Consider the following 26437-nt stretch of genomic DNA (forward strand, 5'->3'; position numbering starts at 1 on the left):
GCAACGTGTTCACGAGCCCGCTCCCGTCGCGGCGGCCACCGGCGCGGGCGTCGGGGCGACCGGGCCCGGGACCACCCCCGGCCCCGGTGGCGGCGGCGGGATCGGCACTCGCGGGGCCTGCACGCCGATCGGGGGCACCACCGGGTTCTCGTCGTAGGCGTTCGGCGGTCCCGGCGGGGTCTGCAGCCCTGACGGCGGAGGCGGCGTGTCCGGGCCGCCCATCAGTTCGGCCAGCGAGGCGGGGGTCAACAGTGCCCCGGTGACCGGTCCCACCTGGGTGCCCTGCATGCCCGGCGCGACGACCCAGCCGGGCTGGGTGTTGCGGTGCGACAACGGGGTGTCGGGCACCCAGATCCCGGGCACGGTGGTGTCCTTGTATCCGTTCGGCGGCTGCAGCCTCGGCTCGGAGTAAGCGATTTCCTTGGGCAGCGTCTCGGCGGTGCTGAACAGGTTCAGCCCGAACGGCAGGTAGTTGAACTTGATCGCGTCGAGAACCGGCGCGAGGTACTGCGCACATAGTTCGGCGGACTCTTGGTAGCCCAGCCGGCTGCCGGCCTGAATCATGCTGCACACGAACTGCATTGGGTTCGCGAAGCTCGGGATCGCCGGGATGGACATGACCGCACCGTGCGACGGGTGGTAAATCTGGCTGAGGTTCGTCTCCAGCGTCGGCAGGACGTGCAGGGCGGTCTCCAAACCGTTCAGCGAATCGGGTTGGACCAGCCTGGTGGTCAGGTTGGCGAGGTTGTCGACGTCGTGCGCGAGCACCTCCCGGTTCTTGTCCAGGAACGGACGCAGGGTGGACAGCAGGCCGTCGAACTGCTGGATGGCATTGGCGAGGTCCCGGTCGGACCCGGTCAAGTTGTCGGTGAACTGGGCCAGGTTGGTGTTGAGCGCGACGAACTGCTGGTCGTCTTTATGCAGGGCGTTGACGAACTGCGCCAGGCTGCGCGTTACCGCGAAGAAGTCGCCCCGCCCCTCGTTCAGCGCGGTCAACGCCTGCGACAGGCTGTTCAGTGTCGTGTTGATCTGCTTGCCCTTGCCCGCCAACCCGTCCGCGAACGACTCGATGGCCTCACCGAACGGTCCCTTGGGATGCTCGGGTGTCGGGCCGAGTTTGTCGATGACGTTGGCGACGCCCTCGCGCAGTTGATCCCACTCCGCCGGGACCTGTGTGCGCTCGATGGGAATCACCGCGTTGTCGGCCATCACCGGACCGCCTTTGTAGGGCGGCTCCAACTGGATGATCCGCGATGCCACCAGGGTGGGGTTCACGATCACGGCGGACGCGTTGGCGGGCACCTTGTACTTGTTCTTGTAGTGAAACGTCACTCTCATCTTGTTGCCGGCCGGTTCGATCTTGTCGACCGAACCCACGTGAACGCCCATGATCTGGACTTTGTCCCCGGAATAGATCGCGTTCGCCGACGGGAAGTAAGCGACCACGGTGTTGGTGGTCAACTTGTCGTACAGCCGCAACCCGAGGAACCCGGCCAGGACAGCCAGCGCCACGATGAGCGTCCCGATCGCCTTCCGGGACCGCGGGTTACGCACGCTAAAGACGCCGCTCAATTTTGGTTGCCTCCCGTGATGCCGCTGCCGCCGGTGCCGCCGGGGTTGATGAACGGTGCCGGCAGCTGCTGTCCCGGTCCCGGCGGCGCGGACGGCCCCGCCGGCAGCCCCGGCGCGAACGTCGACGGTGGGGGCGTGGGGCCGGCGGGTTGCAGGTTCTCGGTGCGTGCGCCCGGTGGCGCTTGGGTCGGCAGCGGCACCGGTGTGCCCGGAACGTCCGGAGGCGCGTCGCCCGGCCGCCCGGCGATCGGGATACCCGGTGTCGGTGGCAGGCCATTCGGGTTCGGCGGCGAGGCCTGCACGTCGATAGGTGCCGGGAAGCTGCCGCCGAACGGTCCGACCTCGATGCCGGCGCACGGCAACGGGTTCCACGGCCGTGGCGGTGCGCCGGCGGCCGGGGTGTACGAACACGCCGTTCCCGGGGGGACCGCGGGGCCCGGGTGATCCGGCGTGCCCTCCAGCGCCGGGGGCGCGGGCGGCGGCGCACCGTTGGGGAACCGGGTGCCATTGGGGTCGGGCCAGCGGAACTCGGGCAGCCCGGCGCTGCGCCAGAAGTTCTCGGGGTCGATGCCACGCTTCTTGAAGGCAGCGTCCACAAACGGCTGCAACATCCAGTACGGCAGCAGGTTGGAAAGGACGATCTTGAAATACGGTCCCGATGCGATGGATTCCCCCAGCGATGCGGCGAATTGGCTGACGTACGTGAAGGTTTGAGCCAGGTCGTCTTTGCGCGCCACCAGCACGTCGCTGATGGTCCGTAACTGCTCCAGCACAGGATTGAGGTTCGGGTTGTCGTTGATGAACCCCTGCACCTGGGCGGAAAAGGCGGAAATGTTTTGCAGCAGGGCGCCGATAGCCCGTCCGCGTTCGTTGAACGCGACGAGCAGCGTCTTCGCGTTGACCAGGAGCCGGTTGATTTGTCCGCTGCGGTCACCGAGCACGCCGGCCACCTGATGTGCCTGAGCGAGCAGGTGTTTGATCTGGTCGTCGCGTTTACCGATGGTGTCGGAGAATTTGGCCAGGCCGTCGAGTGTGGCGCTCAGGTGGGGATAGGTCTCATCGATGGTCTGCGACAAGACGTTCAGTGACCGCTTGACGGTGTCGATGTCCCAGCCGGAGGTGGCCTTGGTGATGTCGAAGTTCGCGTCGTAGAGCTGATACGGGGTAGTGCTTTGGCTCAGCGACAAAACGCCTCCCGGCCGCAACGTCCGGTTTCCCCGCGGGTCGATCTCGATCACCTTCTTGCCCAGGATGGTGTCGGTCTTGATCGCGAGCCGGCTTTCGGTGCCGATGGTGCTGCTGCCGATGGAAAACTTGATGCGCACGTGGTCGCCGTCGACGTCGAGCGCCTCCACCTTGCCGACATTCACGCCCGAGATGCGCACTTTGTCGCCCTTGTTGAGTTGACCGGTGTCGGTGAACTGCCCGTAGTAGCTCGGACTGGCGAACATCATCGGGACACTGGTGAAGCTTTGGCCGACGGCGACCGCGAGCACCAGCACGGTGATGCCCATGAGCCCGACCCGGCTTCGGTTGAACTCCGTCAGCGTTCTCATTGCGGCGCGCACCTACCGGTGGGCTGCTGCCAGAGCCGAACCGTGCGTACCGGGCCGCCGGCCTGCAGCCCGTTCCACTTGATCGTGAGGTCGCAGACGTAGAAGTTCACCCAGTCCCCGTAGAGCCCGATGCTGCGTCCGATCAGGTTGAGCGCGGTCGGTGTCTTGTGGATCAGATCGTTGAGCTGATCGCGTTGGTCGACGAGCGGCTGCTGAAGGGCCTGCAGGTAGTTGATCTCCTTGTGCAGCAGGGCGCGGTTGTCCGCGAGCAGGTCGGCCACCGTTCCGGCGGCGTCGCTGATGTGCGCGGTGCCGGCGGCCAGCGGGTCGGCGTGGTTTTGCAACCCGGTGATCAATCTCTCGAAGTTGTCGACGGTCTGGTCGAACTCCTTGCGATGCCGAACCGTGGTGTCCAGCACGACGTTCAGGTTCTTGACCACCTCGCCGATCGCCTGGTCGCGGTCGGCGAGGTGTGCGGTCAGCCGCGCGGTCTGGTCGAGGATGTCGTTGATGGTGCCGCCCTGACCCTGGAACACGGTGACGATCGCCGACGCGATGGTGTTGACCTTTTCGGGTTCGAGCGCCCGGAACAGCGGCTTGAAGCCACCGATCAGGGCGTCGAGATCCAGCGCCGGTGACGTGCGAGACAACGGGATGAATCCGCCCGGCGGCAGCACCCGGTCCGCGCCTTCGCCTTCGCCGCGCTTGAGCTCCAGGTAGCGGTCGGCGAACAGGTTGAGATAGCGGATCTGCGCGGTGGTCGACTGATAGAGCGGTGTCGAACGGTCGACGTCGAACTTCACCAGTACCCGCCGGCCGCCGTCGATCAGCCGCACCTCTTTGACCTTGCCGACCTCCACTCCGGAGGCGCGGACGAACTGGCCGTTTTTCAGCCCGCTGGCATTGTTGAACTCCGCGGAATAGCTGTTGGTGCTGTTGAAGCGCATCTGAGCGAACACCACGACGATCGACACGGTGATCAGCAGCAGCACCAGCGAGACGATGCCGAGTTTGATAGCGGAGCCGGTGATTTTCATGGGTTGATCGTGTTGTCCCCGACTTGGCGGCCCCACACGTACTCGATGGCGTACGGCGAGCCGGTATCCAGGTGGTTGTACGGCGCGAGACTGGCGCCGGTGTCCACCACCAGACTCGGTGCCGGCCACAGGTCACGGGTGATGGATTGCCAGCAACCCGGCGCGCCGCCCGGCCCGCCGCGGGCGTTCACCCGCGGCAAATTGTCCGGAAACACATAGGGATTCGGCGCCCCGCCTACCAGTCCGGCCAGTCCGAGCAGTCCCTGGGTGAGCACTGTGCCGGTCAACCCGGGGAGGGTCAGGATGGCTCCCAACCCCGACGTCAGCTCGGTCATGGTTCTGAGCGCGTAGCCGTTACCGCCGCCCGTCGTCGAAAAGGCCGCGGGTTCCACGTCGTAGTACCTGCGGATGGTGCAGAAGAACTCTGGGCTGTAGGTGTCGAGCAGCTGGGCGGTTGGCACCAGATCGGCAGCCCCCCGCTGCAGGTAGGGCCCACCCCGGCGGAAGATGTCTTCCCCGGTGTTGCCCAACCCGGCCGCGGCCAACAACGCGGCATCCAGGTCGGCTTCCTGTCGGTGCAGCGTGCGCGCCGTGATCACGGCGTTGCTGAGCGAGTCCAACAGATCCGGTGCGGCGTTGGCGTAGGTGTCGCCCAGGGCGGCCAGCCGCTGAATGTCATGTCGTAACTGCGGCATCTGCGGATTGATGTCGTCGAGGATCGCGTTGGCATTGGCGATCGACTGCCCGAACTTGTCGCCCAGCCCGGTCAGTGCCTGCGCGGCCGCGGCCAGCGTCAGGTTCACCTTGACCGGATCCACCTTCTCCGCGATCGAGGTGATGGTCTCGAACAAGGAGTTGAACTCCGTCGTCACCGACCTCGCGTCTATCTCGTGCTGCGGTGTGATGCGTTGCGGCGTAGGAGTTTTCGGTGAGGTCAACGCCACATACTTGTTGCCGAACACCGTAGTCGCCTTGATATTGGCCTCCACGTTGGCCGGAATCAGCTTGATGTACTTGGGGTCGACGTCCAAGACGAACTTTGCCGCAGGCGTGCCATCGCGGTGGATCTCCGAAATGTTTGTCACCCGGCCGATTTCCACCCCGTTGTAGGTGACCTTCGACCCCGCATCCATCACCAGACCCGACCGGGCAGCAACCATCGTCAAGGGCGTCCTCGGCGTGAGCCGGCCCCGAAACTGCAGCCACACGAACGCCAACACCACCGTTGCGATCACCAAGAACACCACAGCGACCGTCTTGTACGGCGGGATGCGTGGCGGGTTCTCCTTCGCTGGGGACGTCATGGCGGCTACACGGTGAGGTTGAAGTTCGGGCTTTTGCCGTAGACAGCCATCGCGGTCAGCACCACCACCACGACGATCGTGATCAACGACAGCCGCATCGACCGCCCGACCGCTTCACCGACGCCGACCGGCCCGCCGCTGGCGGTATAGCCGTAGTAGCAGTGGGTGGTCATCACGACCACCGCGACCAGGATCACCTCCGCGAACGACCAGCCCACATCGTTGAGGCGCAGGAATGTGTGGAAATAGTGGTTGTAGGTACCGGCGGACTGACCGTAGAAGAACACCGTGGTGACCTGCTGGGAGACGAAGGCCAGGGTGATCGCCAACCCGTACAGCGGGATGATGACGATGAGACCTGCCACTACCCGGGTGGATGCCAGGAAGGCGACCGACCGGATACTCATCACCTCCAGCGCGTCGATCTCCTCGCTGATGCGCATGGCGCCCAGTTCCGCGGTGGCGCCGGCACCGACTGTTGCGGCCAGCGCCTGACCGGCGGCCACCGGCGCCACAAACCGCACGTTGACCAGTGCGGCCAAGAATCCGGTGAATGCTTCGACACCGATGTTGCCCAGCGTCGCGTAGCCCTGGATGGCGACCAATGAGCCGGCGGACAGGGTGATGAAGCCGACGATGGCGGCGGTGCCACCGACGACGGCCATCGCGCCGGTACCCATCCCCATCTGGGCGACCATCCGCAGCATCTCTTTGTGGTAGCGGCGCATGGCGAAAGGGATCTGCCCGACGGTGGTCAACGCGAACCAGACCATCTGACCGATCTCGACCAGTAGCCGGACCGGGGCTTCTCCGTATCGGATGAGGGTTGCCTGCGGGAAGTGCATACGCGCCGGGGCAGCCCCCGTAGCTGAGGCCATCAGTGCCCCGTTCCGAACCGGACACCGATGGTGGTCAGTGCCGCGTTGACCGCGAACAGCGCGATGAAGCACAGCACCACCGTCTCGTTCACAGCGGTGCCCAGACCTTTGGACCCGCCGCGGACAATGAGCCCGCGGTAACAGCCGACCAGCCCGGCGATCAGCCCGAACGTTGCGGCCTTGACGAACGCGATCACCACCTCGGGCAGCCCGGTGAGCGCCGTCAACGTGGACAGGTAGGCACCGCTCGAGACGTTCTGCAGGTAGACGCTGAATAGGTAGCCGCCGCCCAGCCCGACGGCGACTACGAGGCCGTTGAGCAGTATCGCGACCATCGTCGAGGCAACGACGCGCGGCACCACCAGCCGGTGGATAGGGTCGATCCCGAGCACCTCGAGCGCATCGATCTCCTCGCGGATGGTGCGCGCGCCGAGGTCGGCACAGATGGCGGTGCCCCCCGCGCCGGCGACGACCAGAACCGTCACGATCGGGCCGAGTTGGGTGACCGCACCGATCGCGGCGCCGGCACCGGAGACGTCGGCCGCGCCGATCTCGGCCAGCAGGAGGTTAAGGGTGAAGATGAGAAGCACGGTTTCCGGGATGGACACCGCGATGGTGGGCAGCAGCGAGACCCGCATGAGGAACCAGCCGGTCCAGATGAACTCACGCCACTCGAACGGCTGCCTCAGAGCTTTGCCGGTCAGCACGCACATCCGGAAGAAACCGCCGGCCACTTCCGTGCCCGGCCGGATCTTTTCGGCGACTTTGCCGGAAAGCAGCTGCGTGGTTGTCATCGGTGTGCTCCCCGGCGTGACCACGTGATGAGCCACAGGTCTTCGGCCGCTCGCCCGAGCGGGTATCGCACGGCCGATCGACGCGAAAAGTACGCCGCCAGAACACATTCCGAATCTCGCGCGTACAAGGACCGCCGGCGACGTCTTCGGCCGAAGCTCGGGCCCAGCGCTTCCTGGTGTGAGCCGCGGCGTGGCTCACGTACCTGCGGATGTGAGCCAACCCGATGATCCCCCCAAGCGTCGGCCCCGATCCCCGCCCGGCCGCACGCCGCCAGTCTTTGCGCCACGCCAGCAACTATGACATCAGACCGTACGTGCGGTCAATAAATCGGCAATGTGGCCCGCCCGCCGCCGCCAACACTTCTCGCTGATCCGCGCATCATTTGGCCCTACCAGCGCTTTTGCACCTCCTGCAACCCGGTTGGCGCGCGTTGATCGGTGTCGTGGCCCGGCGATGTCGCTGCCGGGGCGGCTCAGCGTTTCAGGTCGAGACCGATTGGCGGCGAATTATCTTCCCGCGCAGAGCATCCTGTTTCAGGTCAACCTTCGGTGCTCGCTAACGCGGTCAGGCATTCGCGCACCACCGAGACGACGCCCGTGGAGGGGTCCGCCCACCTGCTAAGTCCAAAGCGGTCGAGCAGCAGTCCGCCGAGGAACACGTCAACGAAAGCAGCGCCGACTTGTTCGGGCGCCCGGGAGTCGGTGGGGTCGAACCACACCCACATCCACTGCAGCGATCCCCACAGCTGCAGCGCGGCCAGTTCGACGTCGACGCTTCGGAACACACCGCTCTCTATCCCGGTGCGAATTTCGTCAATCGCGAGCGCCTGCAATTGATCGCGCAAAGTGCGCACTTGCTGCATCGCCGGATCATCGAACAGCTGGACCACCTCGCGCTGGCTGGCAACGGTGGCTTCGCGGCCGATCACCTGGAGCAGTGCGGAGGCGAAAATGATTGCGGCGATGCGTTCGTGCGGCGCGGCCAGGCGATCCCATACCATGCGCAGCACATCGAGATGGAGGGTCAAGTGGGTCTCTTCCAACTCCCGCAACATCTGCGCTTTGGTTCCGAAGTGGTGAACGATGGTGCCCTTCGACATGCCAAGTTCGTCGGCGATATCACCGATATTCGTTCTGTCATAGCCGCGTTCGGCGACGTAGCGGACGAACGCGTCCAGGATCTCGCTACGCCTGCCAGGCGATCTGGGCATCTTCAACCCCTCGGCACAACTAACCGTACGAACGGTTCATCATAATCGTCCGTGACAGCAAATCCTCATCCGTCGTGACCATATCGGTGCACGACTGCGCCACGCCGGGGAACTCCTCGCCGGCGGCCGATTAGGTCAACGGGGCCCGCGGCGCCCTTTACCGGACCCATCGGGCGCGCTTACGACATACATGTTCGCGCCGGGTGCTGACGTGACCTCACCTTCGGTGTATACGGTCATGAGTTCTCTGCCATCACGGTCGGCAACGCACACATATGTGTCCGTATCAGCGTCGTAATCGAAGCCGTCCCAAGCCAATACGAATGCCAAGCAGTTCCCGTCACGATCTAGGACAACGAGCTTGTGCACGCCGGATTCCTTCAATAGCTCGGCATCCTGTGTGCGCTGCTGAGGGACGTGGTTGTTGGTGACCGCCAGGCTGTCTAACATCTGTGTACTCCCATAGCGAGGTTGTCTCGATCTGGTCCGGGAGCTCGAACATTCCCTGTATGCGACATTTCTCCTCGGATATGGCCTGCAACCAGGGCCTTGCGGCCCCTCTCCAGGGGCCGTAAGTCGCTTGACAAACCGGCCGAGGCCGGTAATCGCGGGAGCTCAGCCGGCCGCAGGTGCCGGGCCAACCGACTGTCGGCTGACCTTTGTGGGATTAAGCGCCACCAGCAGCACCCCGACGCCGAAGGCCGCCGCGGTCAGCCACGGAAAACGCCCGTCCGGCGCGAAGCCGCCGCCGGCGAAGAAACTCAGACCGGCGGCGGCTACCGCGGCACCCACCAGCATGGGTGCCTCACCCCAACGGTCCGTGAGGGGGATACCGAGCATGGGGAGCGGCGTCGCGAAGACGCGCCGCTGCGACCACAACAACACGAGCTCGGCCGCCGTGGCCACGCTGAGGACGACGACCCACTCCAGCCGGGCCAGCCACCACGCCCCTGTACCCTCCGGGGGTTGCGGCAGCAGGCCCGCCGGATACGCGACGAGCGCGACGATCACCACCGGGATCATGTGCCACAGGTACAGGGCCATGACGTTGTTGTTCCCAATGGCCAGCGCCCGCTTGACCACACCCGCGCGCAATGCGCGGTTGAGCGCGGGCGCGAGCATGATCACCAATCCCGCCTGCGCGCATCCGAAAGCCAGCAGCGCCGCGGTGGGCGGCGTGGTGTTGTCGATGGTCTGCCCGGGCACACCGATCATGCTGACCGGATAGGGGCCCAGCGCGGTCAACAGGGCCAGCGCGATACCCGAGGCCGCCGCGAGCACCGCGGATCTGCGTAGCGCCAACGACCCACCGTGCCAAGCGATTCCGAGCTGGTAGAACGTGCCCCAGCACAGCAGGTAGTTCGCCCACGCGAGATGGTGTGCATGACCGGCGATCGATGCGATGTCCACCGCCACCACCGCCGCCGCGAGGCCGGCCGGCACCAGCAGCCCCCAACGCCGGTGTGCCGCAATGGCGATCGGCGTCAGCGACACCACCATCAGGTAGACGGCCAAAAACCACAGGTGCATCGCCACCGCCCAGCCCGCGTACTGAAGCGTCGAACCGGCCACGTGACCGGCGCCCAGCGCCACCACGACCACCGAGACCAGCGCGACGTAGGCCGCCGTCGGGCCCAGCACCCGCGCCAGCCGCCGGCGCAGCCAGGCCTGCCGGGACACCCCCTCGGCCTCCCGCCGATGCGCCCAGGACACCGCGCCCGCGTAGCCGGCCACCACGAAAAACGTCGGGACCGCCTGGAAGGGCCACGTCAGCCACTGCGTCCAGGGCAGGTCGACGAGCGGGTTCTGCCTGCCGAATGCTCCGTCGTGATATGTCACCGAACCGGCCAGCCAATGGCCCAGCACGATGAGGACGACACCGGACACCCGATAGAAGTCGACCGCCAGGTCGCGGACCGGTCGCGCGGTGTGCACCCGCGCCAGGCTACCCGCCAAACGGGCCGAAATGCCGTCGCGCACAATAGGCCCATGCAAGGGCCCATCAAGCGCGCTCACCTCGGCGAACTCGAAGTCGGGCGCCTCGGCCTGGGCGCGATGGGCATGTCCGTCGCCTACGCGGGCGCCGGAACCGACGACGCCGAATCCATCCGCACGGTCCATCGCGCCATCGACCTGGGCGTCACGCTGATCGACACCGCCGAGGTGTACGGCCCCTACGTCAACGAGGAACTGGTCGCCCGCGCCCTGCGCGGCCGCCGCGACGAGGTCGCGCTCGCGACCAAGTTCGGCCTGATCTCCCACACCGGACGAGACGGCCTCGACAGCAGCCCCGCCAACATTCGCATCGCCGTCGACGGCTCGCTGCGACGGCTGGAGACCGACCGCATCGACCTCTACTTCCAGCACCGCCTCCACCGCGAGACTCCGATCGAGGACACGATCGGCGCGCTGGCCGAGCTGGTCAGCGCCGGCAAACTCCGGCACATCGGCCTTTCCGAGGTGGGCGTCAACACCATTCGCCGCGCCCACGCCGTTCACCCGATCACCGCCGTGCAGTCCGAATATTCGGTGTGGACGCGCGACCCCGAGGACGGGGTGCTCGACGTCCTGCGCGAACTGGGCATCGGATTCGTCGCCTACTCGCCGCTCGGCCGCGGCTTCCTCACCGGCGCGATCCGCTCCAACCGCGAGCTGCCCGACAGCGACTACCGCAAGACCAACCCGCGCTTCTTCGACGAGAACTTCGCGCACAACCTCAACAGCGCCGACGAATTGCGCGCCATCGCCGGCGACGCCGGCGCCACCCCCGCCCAGATTGCGTTGGCCTGGCTGCTCGCGAAAGGGCCTGACATCGTGCCGATTCCGGGAACCAAGCGCGTCGCGCGGCTCGAGGAGAACGCCGCCGCCGACACGGTCGAACTCACCCCCGATCAGCTGGCCAGCATCGACCGGCTCACCCCACCCGTCGGCGGCCACCACGCCGAGGCGCAAATGGGCTGGATCGACCGCTAGTGGCCGGCGACAAGAAGCTGGTGATCGGCGCCAGCGGCTTCCTCGGCTCCCATGTCACGCGGCAGCTTGTCGCCGCCGGGGCCGACGTGCGAGTCATGTTGCGCCGCACCAGCTCCACCAAGGGGATCGACGACCTGGCCGTCGAGCGGTGCTACGGCGACGTCTTCGACGACGCCGCGCTGCGTGCGGCGATGGCCGGGTGTGACGTCGTCTACTACTGCGTCGTCGACGCCCGGATGTGGCTGCGCGATCCCGCGCCGCTGTTTCGAACCAACGTCGAAGGGTTGCGGCACGTTCTCGACGCCGCCCTGGCCGCGGACCTGACGAAGTTCATATACACCAGCACCACAGGCTCTTTGGCTATCAGCGAGACCAGGGCGGTCACCGAAGACGATCCGCACAACTGGGATCAGGGCGGGGCCTACATCCAGGCCCGGGTGGCCGGCGAAGAGCTGCTGCTGTCCTACGCGCGGGACAAAGGGCTGCCCGCCGCGGCGATGTGCATCTCCACCACCTACGGCCCCGAAGACTGGGCGCCGACCCCGCACGGCTCTGTGATCTCCCTGGTCGCCAACGGGCGGTTCCCGTTCTATCTGGGCTACTCGGCAGAAGTTGTCGGCATCGAAGACGCAGCCAGGGCAATGCTTTTGGCCGCCGAGCGCGGGCGAAGCGGCGAGCGCTACATCATCTCGGACAAGTACCTGAGCATCAAGGAGCTGCACCGCATTGCCGCGACCGCCGTGGGTAGGCGCCCACCGCGCATACCCATCCCGATGCCCGTGCTGCGCGCCGGGGCGCGCGTCAACGACCTGCTGGCGCGGCTGCTGCGCCGCGACCTCCCGTTGGCCTACGCCGGGATGCGCATGGCCGAGCTCATGTCGCCCCTGGACCATTCCAAGGCCGAACGCGAACTCGGGTGGAAACCCGAACCCGTCGAAGACTCGATCCGCAAGGCCGCAATCTTTTTCGCGTCACGCCGCTAATCGTCCGAGGCCTTCGGCGCGCTCGATGCCGGGCTGGACCCGCCTTGCGGGTTGTCGTTCGACGCGTTGACCTGTCTTCCGTCCTCCGCTCGTCTATCGTCGCGGAGGAGGTTCGAGCCCGGTCAGACGTGAGAACGCGTCCCACGATGCGTCTGGGCCGGGCGGCCATTCTTGTTGCCACGCGCTCAGGGGAACGTCGGCAAGCGGGTCGAACCTGCTCGCCAACCGCCCGTACTCCTGCTTCTTCCACTCGCCGAGCCGCTGGACGTGTTTCGTGAACCCCATCAGCCGGTCGATCTGCGCCTTCTGGACTTCCGGTGAACTGTTGCCCCCCACGCCGATCCGATTCATCAGGCTGTGTCGTCCCAGGGCGAGTGGGCGAAATCCCCACGCCGACTGCAGTTCCGCGTTTACGGCCCGGCAATCGGCACACGCCAGCCATGACCACCGCGTGGGGCCGCCAGCCGTTCCCCTGCAGCAGATGATGCACAGGTCGAGCGCACGGGAGACATCACAACCTTTCCATTTCTCGGGCGAGTCTTCGTCCCCGCACGACTGCCAACGACCGTGCAGATAATTCCACCTGCAGGTGGTCGGCACGGGTCCTCGCAGCCATCCGCAAGGAATATGCACGGACAACTCGGTATTGCGCTTGCGTAGTGCCGCATCAGTGATGCTTAGCTTCTGCTTGGTCATTTCTTCGCCATTCCCGGCGACGCCACCCTCGGGCGTCCACCACTTGCACGTGTCACGTGCCGGCTCTTCCCCTGGGGCACCGTGCGGTGGTGGCGCGGTTGCCGGGACGGCGGGCCAGGTACCCGAACAGCCGTCCGCTCTTGAGCGACTCCAGGATAGGGGAGGACCCCGACAGATCCAACCAATGTTTTTGGCAAGCGTGCATCGTTACGCCTCGCGCACCACCGCACCCGACGAGCTGGGACCGCGGGAAAAGCCCTGCGCGATTGGGCGTCAAGTCATGCTCCGCACACGGGCTTGTGCGCTGCGGACGGGCGAATCGCGGAGCTAGTCCGCGGCGGCCAAAGCGCCCGGGCCGTATTTTTTCTCGATCAGCGTCCACGGATCGGCGTACTTGCCCCGGCCCTCAACCCTGCGCTGCAGCTTGAGCGCGGCGCGCATCAGGGGCCGCAACATCGGGCCGAGCACGCGCAAGACGATGCGCAGGTGCCGCTGGGGATCGGCGACCCAGGCCACCGTCTGGTCCCAGTCGTGCTCCTGAAAGCCAAGCAGCGCTTGCGATTCCGTGGTGTCGAACCAGCCCGTGAAACTCCACCCGCGCTCGTCGTCAGGGTCCCCGGGCAGGCTCGCCGAGGGGCCCAGGCGGCCCAGCCCGAGGGCGGCCATCACGTCGTCCTCCAGGTCGCGCTGGAGCTTCACATACGATTCGTTGCCGCCGATGAGCAGCACCTTGCCTGCGATCGCGTCCTGGCGGTCGACACCATTGGCGAAGGCCAGTGCCACGTCGCGTGCGTCGACGGCGTGAATGCGGTTGTCGCGCGGCATCGACTGCACCAGCACCAGGTAGTCGCCGCTGAAGTTCGCCTGCCCATCCGGCGAGATGACCCCGCCCAGCCGGAACAGCGCGTGCGGCAGGCCGCTGGCTTGCACCGCCGCCTCGGCCAGCACCTTGTCCTGGCCGTACTGGTCGATGGGATTCACCGCGGTCTCGGGGGTGATCCGCTCGGGGTGCCGGTAGGGGTTGATCGACCCGTACACCGCGGCGCTGGATGCCATCAGGAACAGCGGGGGAGCGGTCAGGGTCGTGGCGGCCGCCAGCAGGTTCTCGGTGCCCCCGACGTTGACCCGTCGCGCCAGCCCGGGGTGGCGATACGACGGCGGTGACACGATGGCCGCGAGGTGAACGATCGCCTCGGGTTGGTGGGCGGCGAGCAACTCGCGCACCGACGCGGCATCCGTCAGGTCGATGTAGACAGCAACCAGCGCTCCGGCGCCCGCGGACAATTCGGCCGCGGCGGCCACGGTCTTGTCGGTCCGCAGGTCCGTGGCGACGACGGTGCGGCCCCGCTCGAGCAGCAGCTGCGCGCACCGCTTGCCGACCTGACCGAATGCGCCGGTGATCAGGATGGTGCCGGCGGTCATCGGGATCCGGCCGGAGCGTGACATTTCACGCCAAAACTGTAACCCGTCAGTCAAGGCTGTATAGTCACGAAAAGTGCTGTACAGTCGCCCAGCACCAGCTCATCTCTCGAACAGCGCGGGAGGCCACCGGCGATGACGCCCAGGCGAATTCGAGGCCGCCCGTGAGCGGCGACGCGACCGAGTCCGTAGCGGAATTCCGCGACCGGGCCAGGGCCTGGCTGGCCGAGAACCTGCCGCGGCTGGACTCCGAGGACGCGATGGTCCTCGAGCGCGACGAACTGACGTCCTGGCAGCGCGCCCGCGAACTGCAGCGGATGCTGTACGACGGGGGATTCGCCGGAATCTGCTTTCCCCGCGAGTACGGCGGCCTCGGGTTGGGCTACGAGTACAAGAAGGCGTTCGACGCCGAGGCCCTGGCCTACGAGACACCGCTGCTGCTCAACGTCCCGTCCTTCGCGATCTGCTGCGCGACGATCCTCGACATGGGCGGTGAGGAGCAGAAGCGCACCCACATTCGGGCGGCATTGCGCGGCGACGAAGTGCTCGTGCAGCTGCTGTCGGAACCCAGCGGCGGCTCGGACCTCGCGGGCGTCCTCACACGCGCCGACCGCCGCGACGGGCGCTGGATCCTCAACGGCGCCAAGACCTGGAGCACCTGGGCGTTCGCGGCCGACTACGGCCTGTGCCTGGCCCGAACCGATTGGGACGCACCCAAACACGAGGGCCTGACGATGTTTCTGGTGCCGCTGCACCACCCCGGGGTGACGATCAGCCGCATCCAGCAGGTCAACGGCTCAATCGAGTTCTGCGAGGAGTTCTTCGACGACGTCGACCTGGGTGACGACGCGGTCGTCGGGGAGCCGGGCAAGGGGTGGGAGGTCGCGTCGCGCCAGCTCTATCATGAGCGCCGCAGCATGGGCGACGGCTCGGAATACACCAGCGGGCCCGGAATCACTGAGGCCGAGGACGTTTCGGTCGACCTGATGGCGCTGGTCGAGCGCACCGGGCAGGGCGGCAACGAACGCGTCGGGGAGATGGTCGGCCGCGCCCTGGTCCACCGTGCGGTGCACGGGCAACTGAGCGAACACGTCTACCACGCCGTCGTCGCCGGAACCCTGCCCCCCGCAGCCGGATCGATCATCCGGCTCGACATGGCCGAGGTGAGTCACGTCGAGAACGACACCGCGCACTCCGTTGCCGGCGCGGCGGGGGTGGTCGAGGACGACGCGGGGCTGCTCAACATCGGCACGCGGTACCTGGGCCGCCAGGTCGCCAGCATCGGCGGCGGCACCACCGAGATGGCGCGCAACGTGATCGGCGAACGGGTATTGAACTTCCCGCGCGAGTACGCCGCCGACCGCGGCGTGCCGTTCAAACAGGTGCGCCACGGCAAATCCCCAGGAGGAGGCCAGAAGTGAGCGATCAACTTCGTGATATCCGCGAGCTGGCCGAAGACACCGACGCCTACCGCGAGGAGCTGTACCGGCGCTGGACGGGCCTGTTGAGCTACCGCTACATCGGGCGCAATCACTCGTCGATGAACCTCGGCGAGACCGACGACACGGTCACCATCCGCCGCGACATGCGCAACGAGGCGGGCGGATTGATGGTGGCGCCGCTGGCGATCTCGTCGCCCGAGGGCTGCCAGACGGACATGGTCGCGGTCCCCAACCCGGTCATCGCGTCGGTGCAGATCGTCGACCCCGGCTACGACGTCACACGGATCGAGATTGTCGGGTCGGGCATCGTGCACCAGGGCCGGACCATGGGCTACGGGCGGTGCAAGATCGTCGACGCCGACAACCCCGATCGGGTGATCGCGTTCAACGAGGGCCAGGGGGCGGTCATCGGGGTGCCACCGGAAGGCCTTGGCAGGATGGATGTTTCGGGCACCGAGCTGGTGGTCGAGGACTCGCCCGACCTGCCGCCGCTGTGGCAGGCCTTCGGCGCCCGCAAGCGCGACGATGGCCACTGGACGCTGCCCGAACTGAGCACCGAACTCGCCTCACCGGATGCCGCGCTACACATCGGGCCTCAGCATGTCGTCCTCGAGACGGCGGCGACCGACCTGGCCGCCGACGCCGCCGCCACCCGCAGGGTGCAGGTCGCCAGCTGGCACGTCATGTTCATGTCGCGCGGCAAGGTGGGGCCCTTCCGCGTGGAGGGCACGGCGCATCTCGCCGGTTCAGGAGGTGGACCGCGACGCGTCGGCGTGCGCATGCTGCTGCACGACGAGGGCAACGCCGACAAGGCCGTCACCTCGGCCGCGGCGATCTTCGACGTCGTCGACTGACCAGATAGGGTGCAGAAAACCCCGGCACGCGACAGGAGAAGCACAGTGGCAGAACGGTTGGCGGGAAAGGTCGCGATCGTCAGCGGCGGAGCGCGGGGGATGGGTGCCTCGCACGTCAGGACGCTGGTGGCCGAGGGGGCCAAGGTGGTGTTCGGCGACATTCTCGACGACGAGGGCAAGGCGGTCGCGGCCGAAGTCGGTGACGCCGCGCGCTACCTACACCTGGACGTCACGAAGGCCGAGCACTGGGAAGCCGCGGTGGCGACGGCCCTCGGCGAGTTCGGCGGCGTCGACGTGCTGGTGAACAACGCCGGCATCCTCAACATCGGCACCGTCGAGGATTACGAACTCTCCGAGTGGCACAGGATTTTCGACATCAACGTGACCGGGGTGTTCCTCGGCATCCGCGCGGTGGTGAAGCCCATGAAGGAGGCGGGACGCGGGTCGATCATCAACATCTCATCCATCGAGGGGATGGCCGGCACTATCGCCTCCCACGGTTACACCGCAAGCAAATTCGCCGTGCGCGGGCTGACGAAATCGGTGGCGCTGGAACTGGGTCCGAGCGGGATCCGGGTGAACTCCATCCATCCCGGGCTCATCAAGACACCGATGACCGAATGGGTGCCCGACGACATCTTCCAGACCGCGCTGGGCCGCGCCGCCGACCCCCGCGAGGTGTCGAACCTCGTCGTGTACCTGGCCAGCGACGAGTCGAGCTACTCGACAGGCTCCGAGTTCGTCGTGGACGGCGGCACCACCGCCGGCCTGGGGCACAAGGACTTCTCGGCGGTGGACGCCAGTCAACAGCCGGAGTGGGTCACCTAAGCCCTACTGCACTTTCGCGGGTCCGGCGTCGACGAGCTCTTCGCGATGCTTGGCCGGAGTCGGCCAGGGCGACGGCTTCGGGCGCTGTCGCACCCGCTGCGGCCACCAGAACCACTTGCCCAGCAGCGCGGCGATCGATGGCGTCATCAGCGAGCGCACGATCAACGTGTCGAACAGCAACCCCAGGCCGATGGTCGTACCCACCTGGCCGATCACCGTCAACTCACTGACCGCCATCGTCATCATCGTGAACGCGAACACCAGACCCGCCGACGTCACCACCGACCCGGTGCCGCCCATCGATCGGATGATCCCGGTATTCAGGCCGGCGTGGATCTCCTCCTTGAACCGCGCCACCAACAGCAGGTTGTAGTCGGCGCCGACGGCCAGCAGGATGATCACCGACATCGCGAGCACCATCCAGTGCAGTTCGATGCCGATCAGGTGCTGCCAGATCAGCACCGAAAGCCCGAAGGAAGCGCCCAGCGACAGCAGGACCGTGCCCACGATCACCGCCGACGCCACGACGCCCCGGGTGATCAGCAGCATGATGATGAAAATCAGGCACAGCGAGGCGATCCCGGCGATCAGCAGGTCATAGGTGTTGCCGTCGCTGAGGTCCTTGTAGATGGACGCGGTGCCCGCGAGGTAGATCTTGGAGCCCTCCAGCGGAGTGCCCTTCAGCGACTCGTAGGCGGCCTTCTTGATGGCGCCGATGTGCGAAATGCCTTCCTGCGACATCGGATCACCGTCGTGGCTGATGATGAAGCGCACGGCGTGGCCGTCGGGGGAGATGAAGTTCTTCATGCCCTTCTTGAACTCGGCGTTGTTGAACGTCTCCGGCGGCAGATAGAACGAGTCGTCGTTCTTGGACGCGTCGAACGCCTTGCCCATGGCGTTGGAGTTCTTCTGCGCCTCGTTCTGCTGATCCTGCAGGCCCTTCTGGGTCGAATACATGGTCAGCATCGTGGTTTTCATGGCCTTCATGTTCTCGATCATCGACGGCATCAGCGCAACCATCTGCGGCATCAGCGTGTCGAGATGATCCATGACCGGCAGCAGGCTCTGGATGTCGTCGGTCATGATGTCGATGCCGTCGAGCGCATCGAAGACGGACCGGATCGAGAAACAGACCGGGATGTCGTAGCAGTGCTTTTCCCAGTAGAAGTAGCTGCGGAGCGGCCGGAAGAAGTCCTCGAAATCCGCCATGTGCTGACGCAATTCGTCGATATGCATGGTCATGTCGTGCATCTTCTTGACCATGGCATGCATGTCGTTTGACATCTGCACGGTGATGCTGGACATCTTTTCCATGCTGTCGATCGTCGTCTGCATCATGTCGGCCTGTTTGAGCATGTCGGCCATCTGGTCTTCTTGGTACTTCTGATTCATCTGCTGGGTGACGCCCTGCATGCTGATCTGGAACGGGATCGACGTGTGCTCGATCGGCGTGCCCTCCGGCCGGGTGATGGCCTGCACGCGAGAGATTCCCGGGACCCGGAAGATGGTCTTGGCGATCTTGTCGATGACCAGAAAGTCCGCGGAGTTACGCAGATCATGGTCGCTTTCGATCATCAGCACTTCGGGATTCATCCGTGCCTGCGAGAAGTGCCGGTCGGCGGCCGCGTAACCCTCATTCGCGGGCAGATCGGTGGGCAGGTAGTTGCGGTCGTTGTAGTTGGTGCGGTAGCCGGGCAGGGTCAGCAAGCCGACCAGCGCCACCCCGATCGTCATCACCAGGATCGGGCCGGGCCACCGCACGACCAGGGCGCCGACCTTGCGCCAGCCGCGAATCCTTTGCGCCCGCTTGGGTTCCAGAGTATTGCGGAAGCGGCACGCCAGCGAGATGACCGCGGGGCCCAGGGTCAAGGCTGCCGCCACGACGACCACCATGCCGATCGCCAGCGGGATGCCCAGCGTCTGGAAGTAGGGCAGGTTCGTGAAGTGCAGACAGAAGGTGGCGCCGGCGATGGTCAAGCCCGACCCGAGCACCACGTGGGCGGTGCCCTTGTACATCGTGTAGTACGCATCTTCTCGGGATTCGCCAATAGCGCGCGCTTCCTGATACCGACCGATCAGAAAGATCGCATAATCTGTTGCGGCCGCGATCCCCAGGGTGACCAACAGGTTCGTCGCGAACGTCGAGAGCCCGATGAGCTTGAAATAGCCCAGGAACGCGACCATTCCGCGCGCCGCCGACAGCTCGAGCACCACCATCACCAGCGTGAGCAGGACCGTGACGATCGAGCGATAGACCAACAGCAGCATCGCGATGATCACCGTGAATGTGGTCGCCGTGATGAGCTGCATGCTGCGGTCACCGGCCTCGTGCTGGTCCGCCGCCAGCGCCGCGGGGCCGGTGACATAGGCCTTGACCCCGCCGGGCGGGGGCATGCTCTTGACGATCTTCTGAACCGATTCCACCGATTCGTTGGCCAAGGCCTCGCCCTGGTTACCGGCGAGGTAGACCTGGACGTAGGCGGCCTTGCCGTCGTTGCTCTGCGCGCCCGCGCCGGTCAGCGGGTCGCTCCACATATCCTGAACGTGCTCAACGTGTTTGGTGTCGGCGTCGAGTCTCTTGACGACCTCGTCGTAGTACTTATGCGCATCCGCGCCCAGCGGATTCTGGCCCTCGAGGACGATCATCACCGAGCTGTTGGACTTGTACTCGTTGAACACGGCGCCCATGCGCTTGGTCGCGACCACCGACTGCGCGTCGTCGGGGGCCATCGACACCGAGCGCGTCTTGCCGACCTCCTCCAACTGGGGGACGGAGACGTTGAGCACGGCGATGATCGCGATCCAGCCCAGGATGATCGGCACGGCGAACGTCCGGATGAGCCGGGGGATCTTGTCCCGCACGGGTTCGCTGACGACGGGGATGGTGTCGGTGCGGGCGTCGTTGAACGTCGTGCTCATGCGGACTTCACCATGCAGAAGGTCAGCGCGTGTACGCCGTGGGTGAGGTTCTCGTCCTTGACCTCGTCATCGATGGTGATGCGGCAGCCCAGGGAGTTGCCGTCGCTTTGCGCCGAGAGGTTCGGGAACGCCGAAGGCGCGGTGGTGGACAGCACCAGCGTCCACGGCAGCGGCGCGCCGTCGATCCGTTTCGGGTCGGCGGACAGATCGAGGTAGTTCACGTTGGCGTGGGTCGCCGAGCCGAAGACTTCGTATTTGACGACCTTGGGCTTGAACGGCTTGGACTCATCGAGTCGCGGACTGGTCATGACGCCCGTGTCGTGCGCGCCGAAGAACGACTTGACTCGAGCGACGGCAAACCCGCCGACCAGGACCACCGCCACGATCAACAGCGGCAGCCAGGCGTTGCGCACCACCTTCGATAGCTGCACCTGCGGGCGTCCTTTCTCATCGCTCGGCGTCACTCGGCGGCCGGACCGGGCGAGGTCGGGTGGCACTGGCCGCAATCAGCTTGCGGCGCAGTGGACTTCGCCGATCATCGCGATCCGCGTGTTTTCGATCGTTGGGCGCTGGGATGCCGGCCCCGCATCGCCTTACCCCCTACTTAGCCCACCAAAGCATAGTACATTGCCTGCATAATTTGCAGACAGTGCAAAAAAGTGATCTAGCTAACTGTCGCGGGCGCTTCGAAAATGCTGTTGACCAGCGCGGCGGCGCGCTCGACGTAGGGCATCGGCGTGTCGTCGGCGTACTTCGAGTCGTCGCTGGCCCAGCGCTCGAGGCCCGAACGGACGGCCGTCAACGCCAGCGCCGCGATCAGGGCGGGGATGTCGTCGTCGGGCCGCATCGCCTGGCGGCGCGCGACGATGTCGGTGAGCTGGGTCTGGAATCGCTCCAACTCGGCGAGGAACGCGGCCAGGACGGCGGGGCTGGTTTTGGCCAGTTCCATCATGCCGGCGGCCTGTTCGCGCCGCGGCGGCAGGTCGCGCAGATGGTGGGCCGCCAGCGTGATGAGCTCGGCCAGCACGACCCGGTACGAGGCGGACCCGGCCGCGATGAATTCCTCGGCCAACTCGGGGGGCAGGTCGGAGGGGCCGTAGGCGATCGCGGATTCTTTGGTGGGGAAGTAGTTGAAGAACGTGCGCGTGGAAATGCCGGCGTCGATGCAGATCTCCTCGATGGTGACCTTGTCGAAACCGCGGTCGCTCGCCAGGCGCACCGCGGCGTCGCGGATGTCCGCGCTCGTCTGGCGGCGGCGCCGCTCGCGAAGTCCCATCTCGTTGCCCATGGCACTAATAGTTGCACAAAACGCAAACTTTGCAGTCAGGTTGTGACGGGTCCGTCCGCGCCGACTACCTCACGGGCGTCTTGAGGTTAAGGCGTCGCGCAGGTGGTCGCACTGGCTGGCGAAGAACTTCACCGACACCGGCGCCTTGTCCGCGATCTGATCGAACGCATGAAACGCCCCCGGGACGATCTCTTCATGCACGGGGACGCCCGCCTCGCGCAGCCGTCGCGCGTAGTCCAAGCATTCCTGATAGAACAGGTCCAGCGAGCCAACCCCGATCCAGGTCGGGGGCAGGCCGGCCAGGTTCTCCCGTCGCGCCGGCGCGGCCTCCCTGGGATCCGCGCCGTTGAGATACCACCGCCACGCCAGCCGATTGTCGTTGGCGGTCCAAACGATTCGCTTGTCGCCCCCGCCGGCGCCGGTCCGGTCGTCCAGCATCGGATAGACCAGCATCTGGTAGGCGAGCTTGATGTCGTCGCGATCGTGGGCCCGTTGGGCCACCGCCGCCGCGAAATGTCCACCGGCACTGGCCCCCCCGATCGCGACCCGATCCGGGTCGACCCACGGTTGCCGCGCCAGCCATTGCAGCGCCGCATAGCAGTCCTCCACCGGGATCGGGTAGGGATGCTCGGGTGCCAGCCGGTGTTCCACCGCGGCCACCGCGACATCGGTGAGATGCGAGAGCTTCCGGAGAAACTTGTCGTCCTGGGCGGCGTGGCCCATGATCGTGCCGCCGCCGTGGATCCACAACATCGCCGGCGCCCGCTCGGGCAGGCTGGCCGGGCGATGCAGCCGGACCGTCACGTGCTCGTTGACCCGCGCGACCGGGACGTGGCGCAGCCGGCCCGCGTTGCCCATGAGGTTCATCAGCGCCCGCTGCACCCGGTAGCCGCGATTCAGCGCGTATCCGCGGGGCACGAATCGGGCCGCCTTGCGCAGACCGGGGGCCATCGCGTGCCGCGCCGTGAAGGCGTTCTCGGCGTATGCATTTGCCATCGCGTGCTCTCCCGTGCCCGGCTTTCGCCGACCATACCTCAGTTTCTGGCCGCGAGAGTGCAACTACCGACACCCGTACTCGAGAAGCGCGTCGCCAGTCGCACTTTCGCGGCTGGGCAGGGAAGGTGAATCAATGCCGTCGAAATGGGATCGGCGGGTAAACGCCGCGGACTGGGACGCCGTCGCCGTCGCCATGAACGACGTTGGCGGCGCGCTGCTTCCGCCGCTGCTCACTGCGACCGAGTGCGCGGCGCTGTTCGATCTGTATCGCGACGACGGCTTGTTTCGCGCCACCATCGACATGGGCCGCCACCGCTACGGCCGGGGCGAGTACCGCTACTTCGACCGCCCGTTGCCGCGGCCGATCGAGGGGCTGAAACAGGCGCTCTACCCACGGCTGTTGCCGATCGCCCGCGACTGGTGGACCAAGCTGCGCCGCGAGCCACCCTGGCCCGACAGTCTCGACGAGTGGCTGGACGTGTGCCATGGCGCCGGCCAAACCAAACCGACCGCGTTGTTGCTCAAGTACGGCCCGGGCGACTGGAACGCCTTGCACCGAGACCTCTACGGGGAACTCGTTTTTCCGCTGCAGGTTGTCATCAACCTGCACCAGCCGGGCGTGGCGCACACCGGCGGTGAGTTCCTGCTCGTCGAGCAGCGGCCCCGCGCCCAGTCGCGTGGTACCGCCACGACGCTGCCGCAGGGGCACGGCTACATCTTCACCACTCGGGAACGGCCGGTGCGCACGACGCGGGGATGGTCCGCCGCTCCGGTGCGCCACGGGGTGTCGGTGGTCCGGTCCGGCGTGCGCTGCACCCTCGGTTTGATCTTTCACGACGCGGCCTGAGTGACGCGTGCGGCACGATGGTGCCATGGAGCTGTACGACGTCATGCGATCCACGCCCGCGGTGCGCGAATTCAGCGAAGACCCACTTCCCGACGACGTGCTCGCGCGCATCCTCGACCACGCCCGCTTCGCGCCGACGGGCGGCAACCGGCAGGGCGTGCGCGTCATCGCGGTGCGCGACCGGCAGACCCGGGCGTCGCTGGCGGACCTCGGTCTACCCGCCGCCCGCCGGTACACCGCGCAGCTCGCGGCCGGCGAGTCGCCGTGGAATCCGTTGCGGCCCAGTGGAGTCGACGCCGCCACGATCGAGGCGACCCAGCCGCCCGCGCGCATGTCGGCCTCGGTCCGCGAGGCGCCGGTGGTGCTGGTGATCTGCCTGGACCTCGGCGTCGTCGCCGCCAGCGATCAGGGCCTCGACCGGATCGGGGTGATAGCCGGGGCTTCGGTGTACCCGTTCGTCTGGAGCGTGCTGCTGGCCGCGCGCAACGAAGGGTACGGCGGGGTGTTGACCACGATGGCCGTGGCCGAGGAGCCCCGAGTCAAGGAATTGCTCGGCGTGCCCGACCCGTATGCGATCGCCGCGGTGGTGCCGCTCGGCAGGCCGGTGCGTCAGGTCACCAAATTGCGCCGACGGTCCGTGCCCGAGTTCGCCACCTCCGAGCGCTTCGACGGTCCGCCCTTCGGCGGGACGGGCGACGCAGGGGAGTAGCGTGGCGCCGGGGCTATTCGGTGAACGGGAGACGATGCAGTGACGCGAATCGAGCCTTCGGCGGCCTTTGCTGCGGTGCCCACCCAAGATCTCGGTCAGGGCGATCGGATCAATCTCGGCGTCGCCGCCATCATGGGACGCCTTCCCGCGGTGGCCGGGGCGCTGGGCTCACTGACCGCGGCGCTGCGTGACAGCGGAACGTTGCCGCCAAGATTGCTCGAGCTGGCCCGACTGCGCATCGCATTTTTCAACCAGTGCCGAAGCTGCATCGCGGTGCGCTATCAGAGCGCCATCGACGACGGCCTCGACGAGGACGCGGTCTGCTCGCTGGAACGGCCCGCCGAAGCCGAAAACCTTTCGGCCGCCGAGCGATCCGCGATCCGCTTCGCCGAGCTGTTCGCCACCGACCATCTGGCCATCGACGACGCGGTGTACGACGAACTGCGCGAGCACTTCACCGAGGACCAGCTCGTGGAGCTCGGTGTGCACTGCGCGGTCGCGCTGGGCATCGGGCGGCTCTCGGCGACCTGGGACGTCACCGAGGATCTGCCCGACACCGCGGTTTCGCCCGAGCGCCCCGCGCCGTGGAACTCCGCGTCGGTGGTCGCGACGGGCTAGCGGCGGTTGTCCTAGATCGGGCGCACCGAAGCGGCGACGCCCGAAAAGTCAGCGCTGCGAGCCAGATCGGCCCAGCGCGCGACCTCGTCGAGACCGCGTTGATCGAGCGCGCACGGGAGGAATTCGGGCTCAGGACTGCCGACCGTCCGGCGCGTGTGCGATAGGCGCACATTTTCCGGTTTGTCGAGCGGGGGCGTGGGAACGAGAGAAACGGCACCGTGACGAAATGGTGCGCCGACGCGCTTTCACACCGTGTCGGGCAGCGCTGCCGCCGGCGAATCCGCAAGCGCGAACTCGACGCCGGCGCGCACCGCCTCTGGATGGCGCAAGATGCGGTAGTGCGCGAGCCGCCCGAGTCCCTGGGTAGCGGTCAAGGTCGCCCCCGGCCACCTGCTGACCAGGTCTTTGCTCATCTCGAAGGGGCTGTCGGGGTCATCGGGGTCGTGCACGACCAGCAGCGGCGGCGGATCGTCAATGCACGACGCCAGGTGCGTGAGGTCTGAGTGCAGCAAGGGGAACCCGAGTCGACGATCGAGTCGGCGGTGCAGGGCGTCGCGGATGCGCGGGCCGAAGCCGTGGCGGCGCGCGAACCAGTCGAGATATTTCGAAAACCCACCCATCGGCGCCAGAAAGACCAGCCGCTCGGCGGGTGCTCCCCAGGACAGCGCCAGCGCGGCCGCCTTGGCGCCGAGGGAGTGGGCGACGATCGCTCGCGCAGGCCCGTGGGCATCCACCATGGCCTGTACCGCACGCGCACATTCGGCGATCGTCGTGCGCCCCGGAGCCAGGTCGCCGCGCTCGGACTCCTCGTGGCTGGGCAAGTCGAACGCAATGACGCGATGCCCGGCCGCGACAAGGGGCTTGATGAACACGCCGAGGTGTGCGCGGCACCCGCCCCAGCCGTGCACCAGGTACACGGGTGGCCCCTCACCCCAGGCCTCGCCGGCAACCCGGTGGCCTGACCACCGCGCTTCCACGCGCTCGCCAGCGCCCACGCCGGGCGGCATGCGAGTCGACCTGGGATCAGGCGGCGTGCACCACAGCTCGATCGCCCAGCACGCTCCCAGCTCCGGCGCGCACCGCTCCAACACCTCGAAGGCTTTGCGTACCTCGGGTGAGACGGGCGGCTCTAAGCCGGACCCCTCGCCCGCACCCTCCGCATCGACATCGCTCATGGATGCAGTTCCTCCCCGCCGGCCTTGCGCATCGATAGCGTATGCGGCGCCGCGGCCAGGTGTCGCTGCGGCCCTCGCATCCTTCGCCGGCAAAGTGTCGCTCTTAGGGGGTGCGGCGACCCATCAGCATGCGCCGGGGTCATCCAGACCGCCCCGGCAGTTTCGTCACCGTGACGGTAATGTCTGGAAATCGCCTGCGGGGCAGAGCATTTGGTGGGTTCCCGCCGCGTTGACTCTGCGTCCAGGGCGCAAAAGTACGAGAAGGGCGCGCCATGAGCGCAGAGTCAGTGCAACGCAGGCCGGTTCCATCTAGTAAACGGTGCGTGCTCGACAGCTGC

General features: G+C 66.6%; 23 protein-coding genes and 1 riboswitch. Of the genes, 8 read left to right on the forward strand and 15 right to left on the reverse strand.

Annotation, left to right across the window (positions count from 1 at the left end):
* Positions 1 to 9: 9 nt before the first annotated feature.
* From AC5Y43_RS06875 to AC5Y43_RS06910, 8 genes are all read right to left on the reverse strand, one after another.
* Positions 10 to 1572, reverse strand: a complete 1563-nt coding sequence (locus AC5Y43_RS06875; protein ID WP_499970679.1) for a virulence factor Mce family protein — start codon at positions 1570 to 1572, stop codon at positions 10 to 12.
* Complete coding sequence (locus AC5Y43_RS06880) at positions 1569 to 3128, reverse strand: virulence factor Mce family protein (RefSeq protein WP_499970681.1); 1560 nt, start codon at positions 3126 to 3128, stop codon at positions 1569 to 1571. Before AC5Y43_RS06880 ends, AC5Y43_RS06875 begins: the two co-directional genes overlap by 4 nt.
* A complete protein-coding gene (locus AC5Y43_RS06885) occupies positions 3125 to 4165 on the reverse strand; it encodes a virulence factor Mce family protein (RefSeq protein WP_499970683.1) in 1041 nt (346 codons plus the stop codon). The genes AC5Y43_RS06880 and AC5Y43_RS06885 overlap by 4 nt, the downstream gene beginning before the upstream one ends.
* Positions 4162 to 5469, reverse strand: coding sequence for an MCE family protein (locus AC5Y43_RS06890; protein WP_499970685.1), 1308 nt, complete (start codon positions 5467 to 5469; stop codon positions 4162 to 4164). The genes AC5Y43_RS06885 and AC5Y43_RS06890 overlap by 4 nt, the downstream gene beginning before the upstream one ends.
* A gap of 5 nt (positions 5470 to 5474) precedes the next feature.
* The gene (locus tag AC5Y43_RS06895) at positions 5475 to 6347 is read right to left on the reverse strand and encodes an MlaE family ABC transporter permease (RefSeq protein WP_499970687.1); all 873 of its coding nucleotides are present in this window, start codon (positions 6345 to 6347) and stop codon (positions 5475 to 5477) included.
* The gene (locus tag AC5Y43_RS06900) at positions 6347 to 7060 is read right to left on the reverse strand and encodes an MlaE family ABC transporter permease (protein WP_499971502.1); all 714 of its coding nucleotides are present in this window, start codon (positions 7058 to 7060) and stop codon (positions 6347 to 6349) included. The genes AC5Y43_RS06895 and AC5Y43_RS06900 overlap by 1 nt, the downstream gene beginning before the upstream one ends.
* 620 nt (positions 7061 to 7680) lie before the next feature.
* Positions 7681 to 8352: a TetR/AcrR family transcriptional regulator gene (locus AC5Y43_RS06905; protein ID WP_499970689.1), complete on the reverse strand. Its 672-nt coding sequence runs from the start codon at positions 8350 to 8352 to the stop codon at positions 7681 to 7683.
* A gap of 615 nt (positions 8353 to 8967) precedes the next feature.
* Entirely contained in the window at positions 8968 to 10296 is a 1329-nt protein-coding gene (locus AC5Y43_RS06910; protein ID WP_499971505.1) for an acyltransferase family protein, read from the reverse strand.
* Positions 10297 to 10353: 57 nt separating this feature from the next.
* Between AC5Y43_RS06910 and AC5Y43_RS06915 the strand changes: the two genes are divergently transcribed.
* On the forward strand, positions 10354 to 11325 hold the full coding sequence (locus AC5Y43_RS06915; protein ID WP_499971507.1) for an aldo/keto reductase: 972 nt from the start codon (positions 10354 to 10356) through the stop codon (positions 11323 to 11325).
* Entirely contained in the window at positions 11325 to 12308 is a 984-nt protein-coding gene (locus tag AC5Y43_RS06920) for an NAD-dependent epimerase/dehydratase family protein (protein ID WP_499970691.1), read from the forward strand. Before AC5Y43_RS06915 ends, AC5Y43_RS06920 begins: the two co-directional genes overlap by 1 nt.
* 93 nt (positions 12309 to 12401) lie before the next feature.
* On the opposite strand, the gene AC5Y43_RS06925 is transcribed toward AC5Y43_RS06920, so the two are convergent.
* Together AC5Y43_RS06925 and AC5Y43_RS06930 are read right to left on the reverse strand one after the other, a co-directional pair.
* Positions 12402 to 13004, reverse strand: coding sequence for a hypothetical protein (locus tag AC5Y43_RS06925; protein WP_499970693.1), 603 nt, complete (start codon positions 13002 to 13004; stop codon positions 12402 to 12404).
* 34 nt (positions 13005 to 13038) lie between these two features.
* Positions 13039 to 13150, reverse strand: a riboswitch (SAM riboswitch).
* Positions 13151 to 13331: 181 nt separating this feature from the next.
* Positions 13332 to 14426, reverse strand: coding sequence for an NAD-dependent epimerase/dehydratase family protein (locus AC5Y43_RS06930; RefSeq protein ID WP_499971512.1), 1095 nt, complete (start codon positions 14424 to 14426; stop codon positions 13332 to 13334).
* Positions 14427 to 14587: 161 nt separating this feature from the next.
* On the opposite strand from AC5Y43_RS06930, the gene AC5Y43_RS06935 reads away from it, so the two are divergent.
* From AC5Y43_RS06935 to AC5Y43_RS06945, 3 genes are read left to right on the forward strand one after another with little or no spacing between them, the layout of a single operon-like run.
* Positions 14588 to 15844, forward strand: a complete 1257-nt coding sequence (locus tag AC5Y43_RS06935) for an acyl-CoA dehydrogenase family protein (RefSeq protein ID WP_499970695.1) — start codon at positions 14588 to 14590, stop codon at positions 15842 to 15844.
* A complete protein-coding gene (locus AC5Y43_RS06940) occupies positions 15841 to 16719 on the forward strand; it encodes a hypothetical protein (protein ID WP_499970697.1) in 879 nt (292 codons plus the stop codon). The genes AC5Y43_RS06935 and AC5Y43_RS06940 overlap by 4 nt, the downstream gene beginning before the upstream one ends.
* A gap of 45 nt (positions 16720 to 16764) precedes the next feature.
* Positions 16765 to 17547, forward strand: coding sequence for an SDR family oxidoreductase (locus AC5Y43_RS06945; RefSeq protein ID WP_499970699.1), 783 nt, complete (start codon positions 16765 to 16767; stop codon positions 17545 to 17547).
* Positions 17548 to 17550: 3 nt separating this feature from the next.
* Here the strand turns inward: AC5Y43_RS06945 and AC5Y43_RS06950 are convergent, their stop codons facing one another.
* The 4 genes from AC5Y43_RS06950 to AC5Y43_RS06965 all read right to left on the reverse strand — a co-directional run bounded on the left by AC5Y43_RS06950 (position 17551) and on the right by AC5Y43_RS06965 (position 22750).
* Positions 17551 to 20466, reverse strand: coding sequence for an MMPL/RND family transporter (locus AC5Y43_RS06950; RefSeq protein ID WP_499970700.1), 2916 nt, complete (start codon positions 20464 to 20466; stop codon positions 17551 to 17553).
* Positions 20463 to 20897: an MmpS family transport accessory protein gene (locus tag AC5Y43_RS06955; RefSeq protein ID WP_499970701.1), complete on the reverse strand. Its 435-nt coding sequence runs from the start codon at positions 20895 to 20897 to the stop codon at positions 20463 to 20465. The genes AC5Y43_RS06950 and AC5Y43_RS06955 overlap by 4 nt, the downstream gene beginning before the upstream one ends.
* A 233-nt stretch (positions 20898 to 21130) precedes the next feature.
* The gene (locus AC5Y43_RS06960) at positions 21131 to 21754 is read right to left on the reverse strand and encodes a TetR family transcriptional regulator (RefSeq protein WP_499970702.1); all 624 of its coding nucleotides are present in this window, start codon (positions 21752 to 21754) and stop codon (positions 21131 to 21133) included.
* Positions 21755 to 21823: 69 nt separating this feature from the next.
* The gene (locus AC5Y43_RS06965) at positions 21824 to 22750 is read right to left on the reverse strand and encodes an alpha/beta hydrolase (RefSeq protein ID WP_499970703.1); all 927 of its coding nucleotides are present in this window, start codon (positions 22748 to 22750) and stop codon (positions 21824 to 21826) included.
* 133 nt (positions 22751 to 22883) lie between these two features.
* Between AC5Y43_RS06965 and AC5Y43_RS06970 the strand changes: the two genes are divergently transcribed.
* From AC5Y43_RS06970 to AC5Y43_RS06980, 3 genes are read left to right on the forward strand one after another with little or no spacing between them, the layout of a single operon-like run.
* Positions 22884 to 23597, forward strand: a complete 714-nt coding sequence (locus AC5Y43_RS06970; protein ID WP_499970704.1) for a 2OG-Fe(II) oxygenase — start codon at positions 22884 to 22886, stop codon at positions 23595 to 23597.
* A 25-nt stretch (positions 23598 to 23622) separates the two neighbouring features.
* Positions 23623 to 24306: a nitroreductase family protein gene (locus tag AC5Y43_RS06975; protein WP_499970705.1), complete on the forward strand. Its 684-nt coding sequence runs from the start codon at positions 23623 to 23625 to the stop codon at positions 24304 to 24306.
* 39 nt (positions 24307 to 24345) lie between these two features.
* Positions 24346 to 24924, forward strand: a complete 579-nt coding sequence (locus tag AC5Y43_RS06980) for a carboxymuconolactone decarboxylase family protein (protein ID WP_499970707.1) — start codon at positions 24346 to 24348, stop codon at positions 24922 to 24924.
* A 245-nt stretch (positions 24925 to 25169) separates the two neighbouring features.
* Here AC5Y43_RS06980 and AC5Y43_RS06985 read toward each other — a convergent pair whose 3' ends face one another.
* Positions 25170 to 26099 carry an alpha/beta fold hydrolase gene (locus AC5Y43_RS06985; protein ID WP_499970710.1) on the reverse strand — a complete coding sequence of 310 codons (930 nt, stop codon included), beginning with the start codon at positions 26097 to 26099 and terminating at the stop codon, positions 25170 to 25172.
* Positions 26100 to 26437: the final 338 nt, after the last annotated feature.

Source organism: Mycobacterium sp. NGS57, from assembly GCF_059812405.1.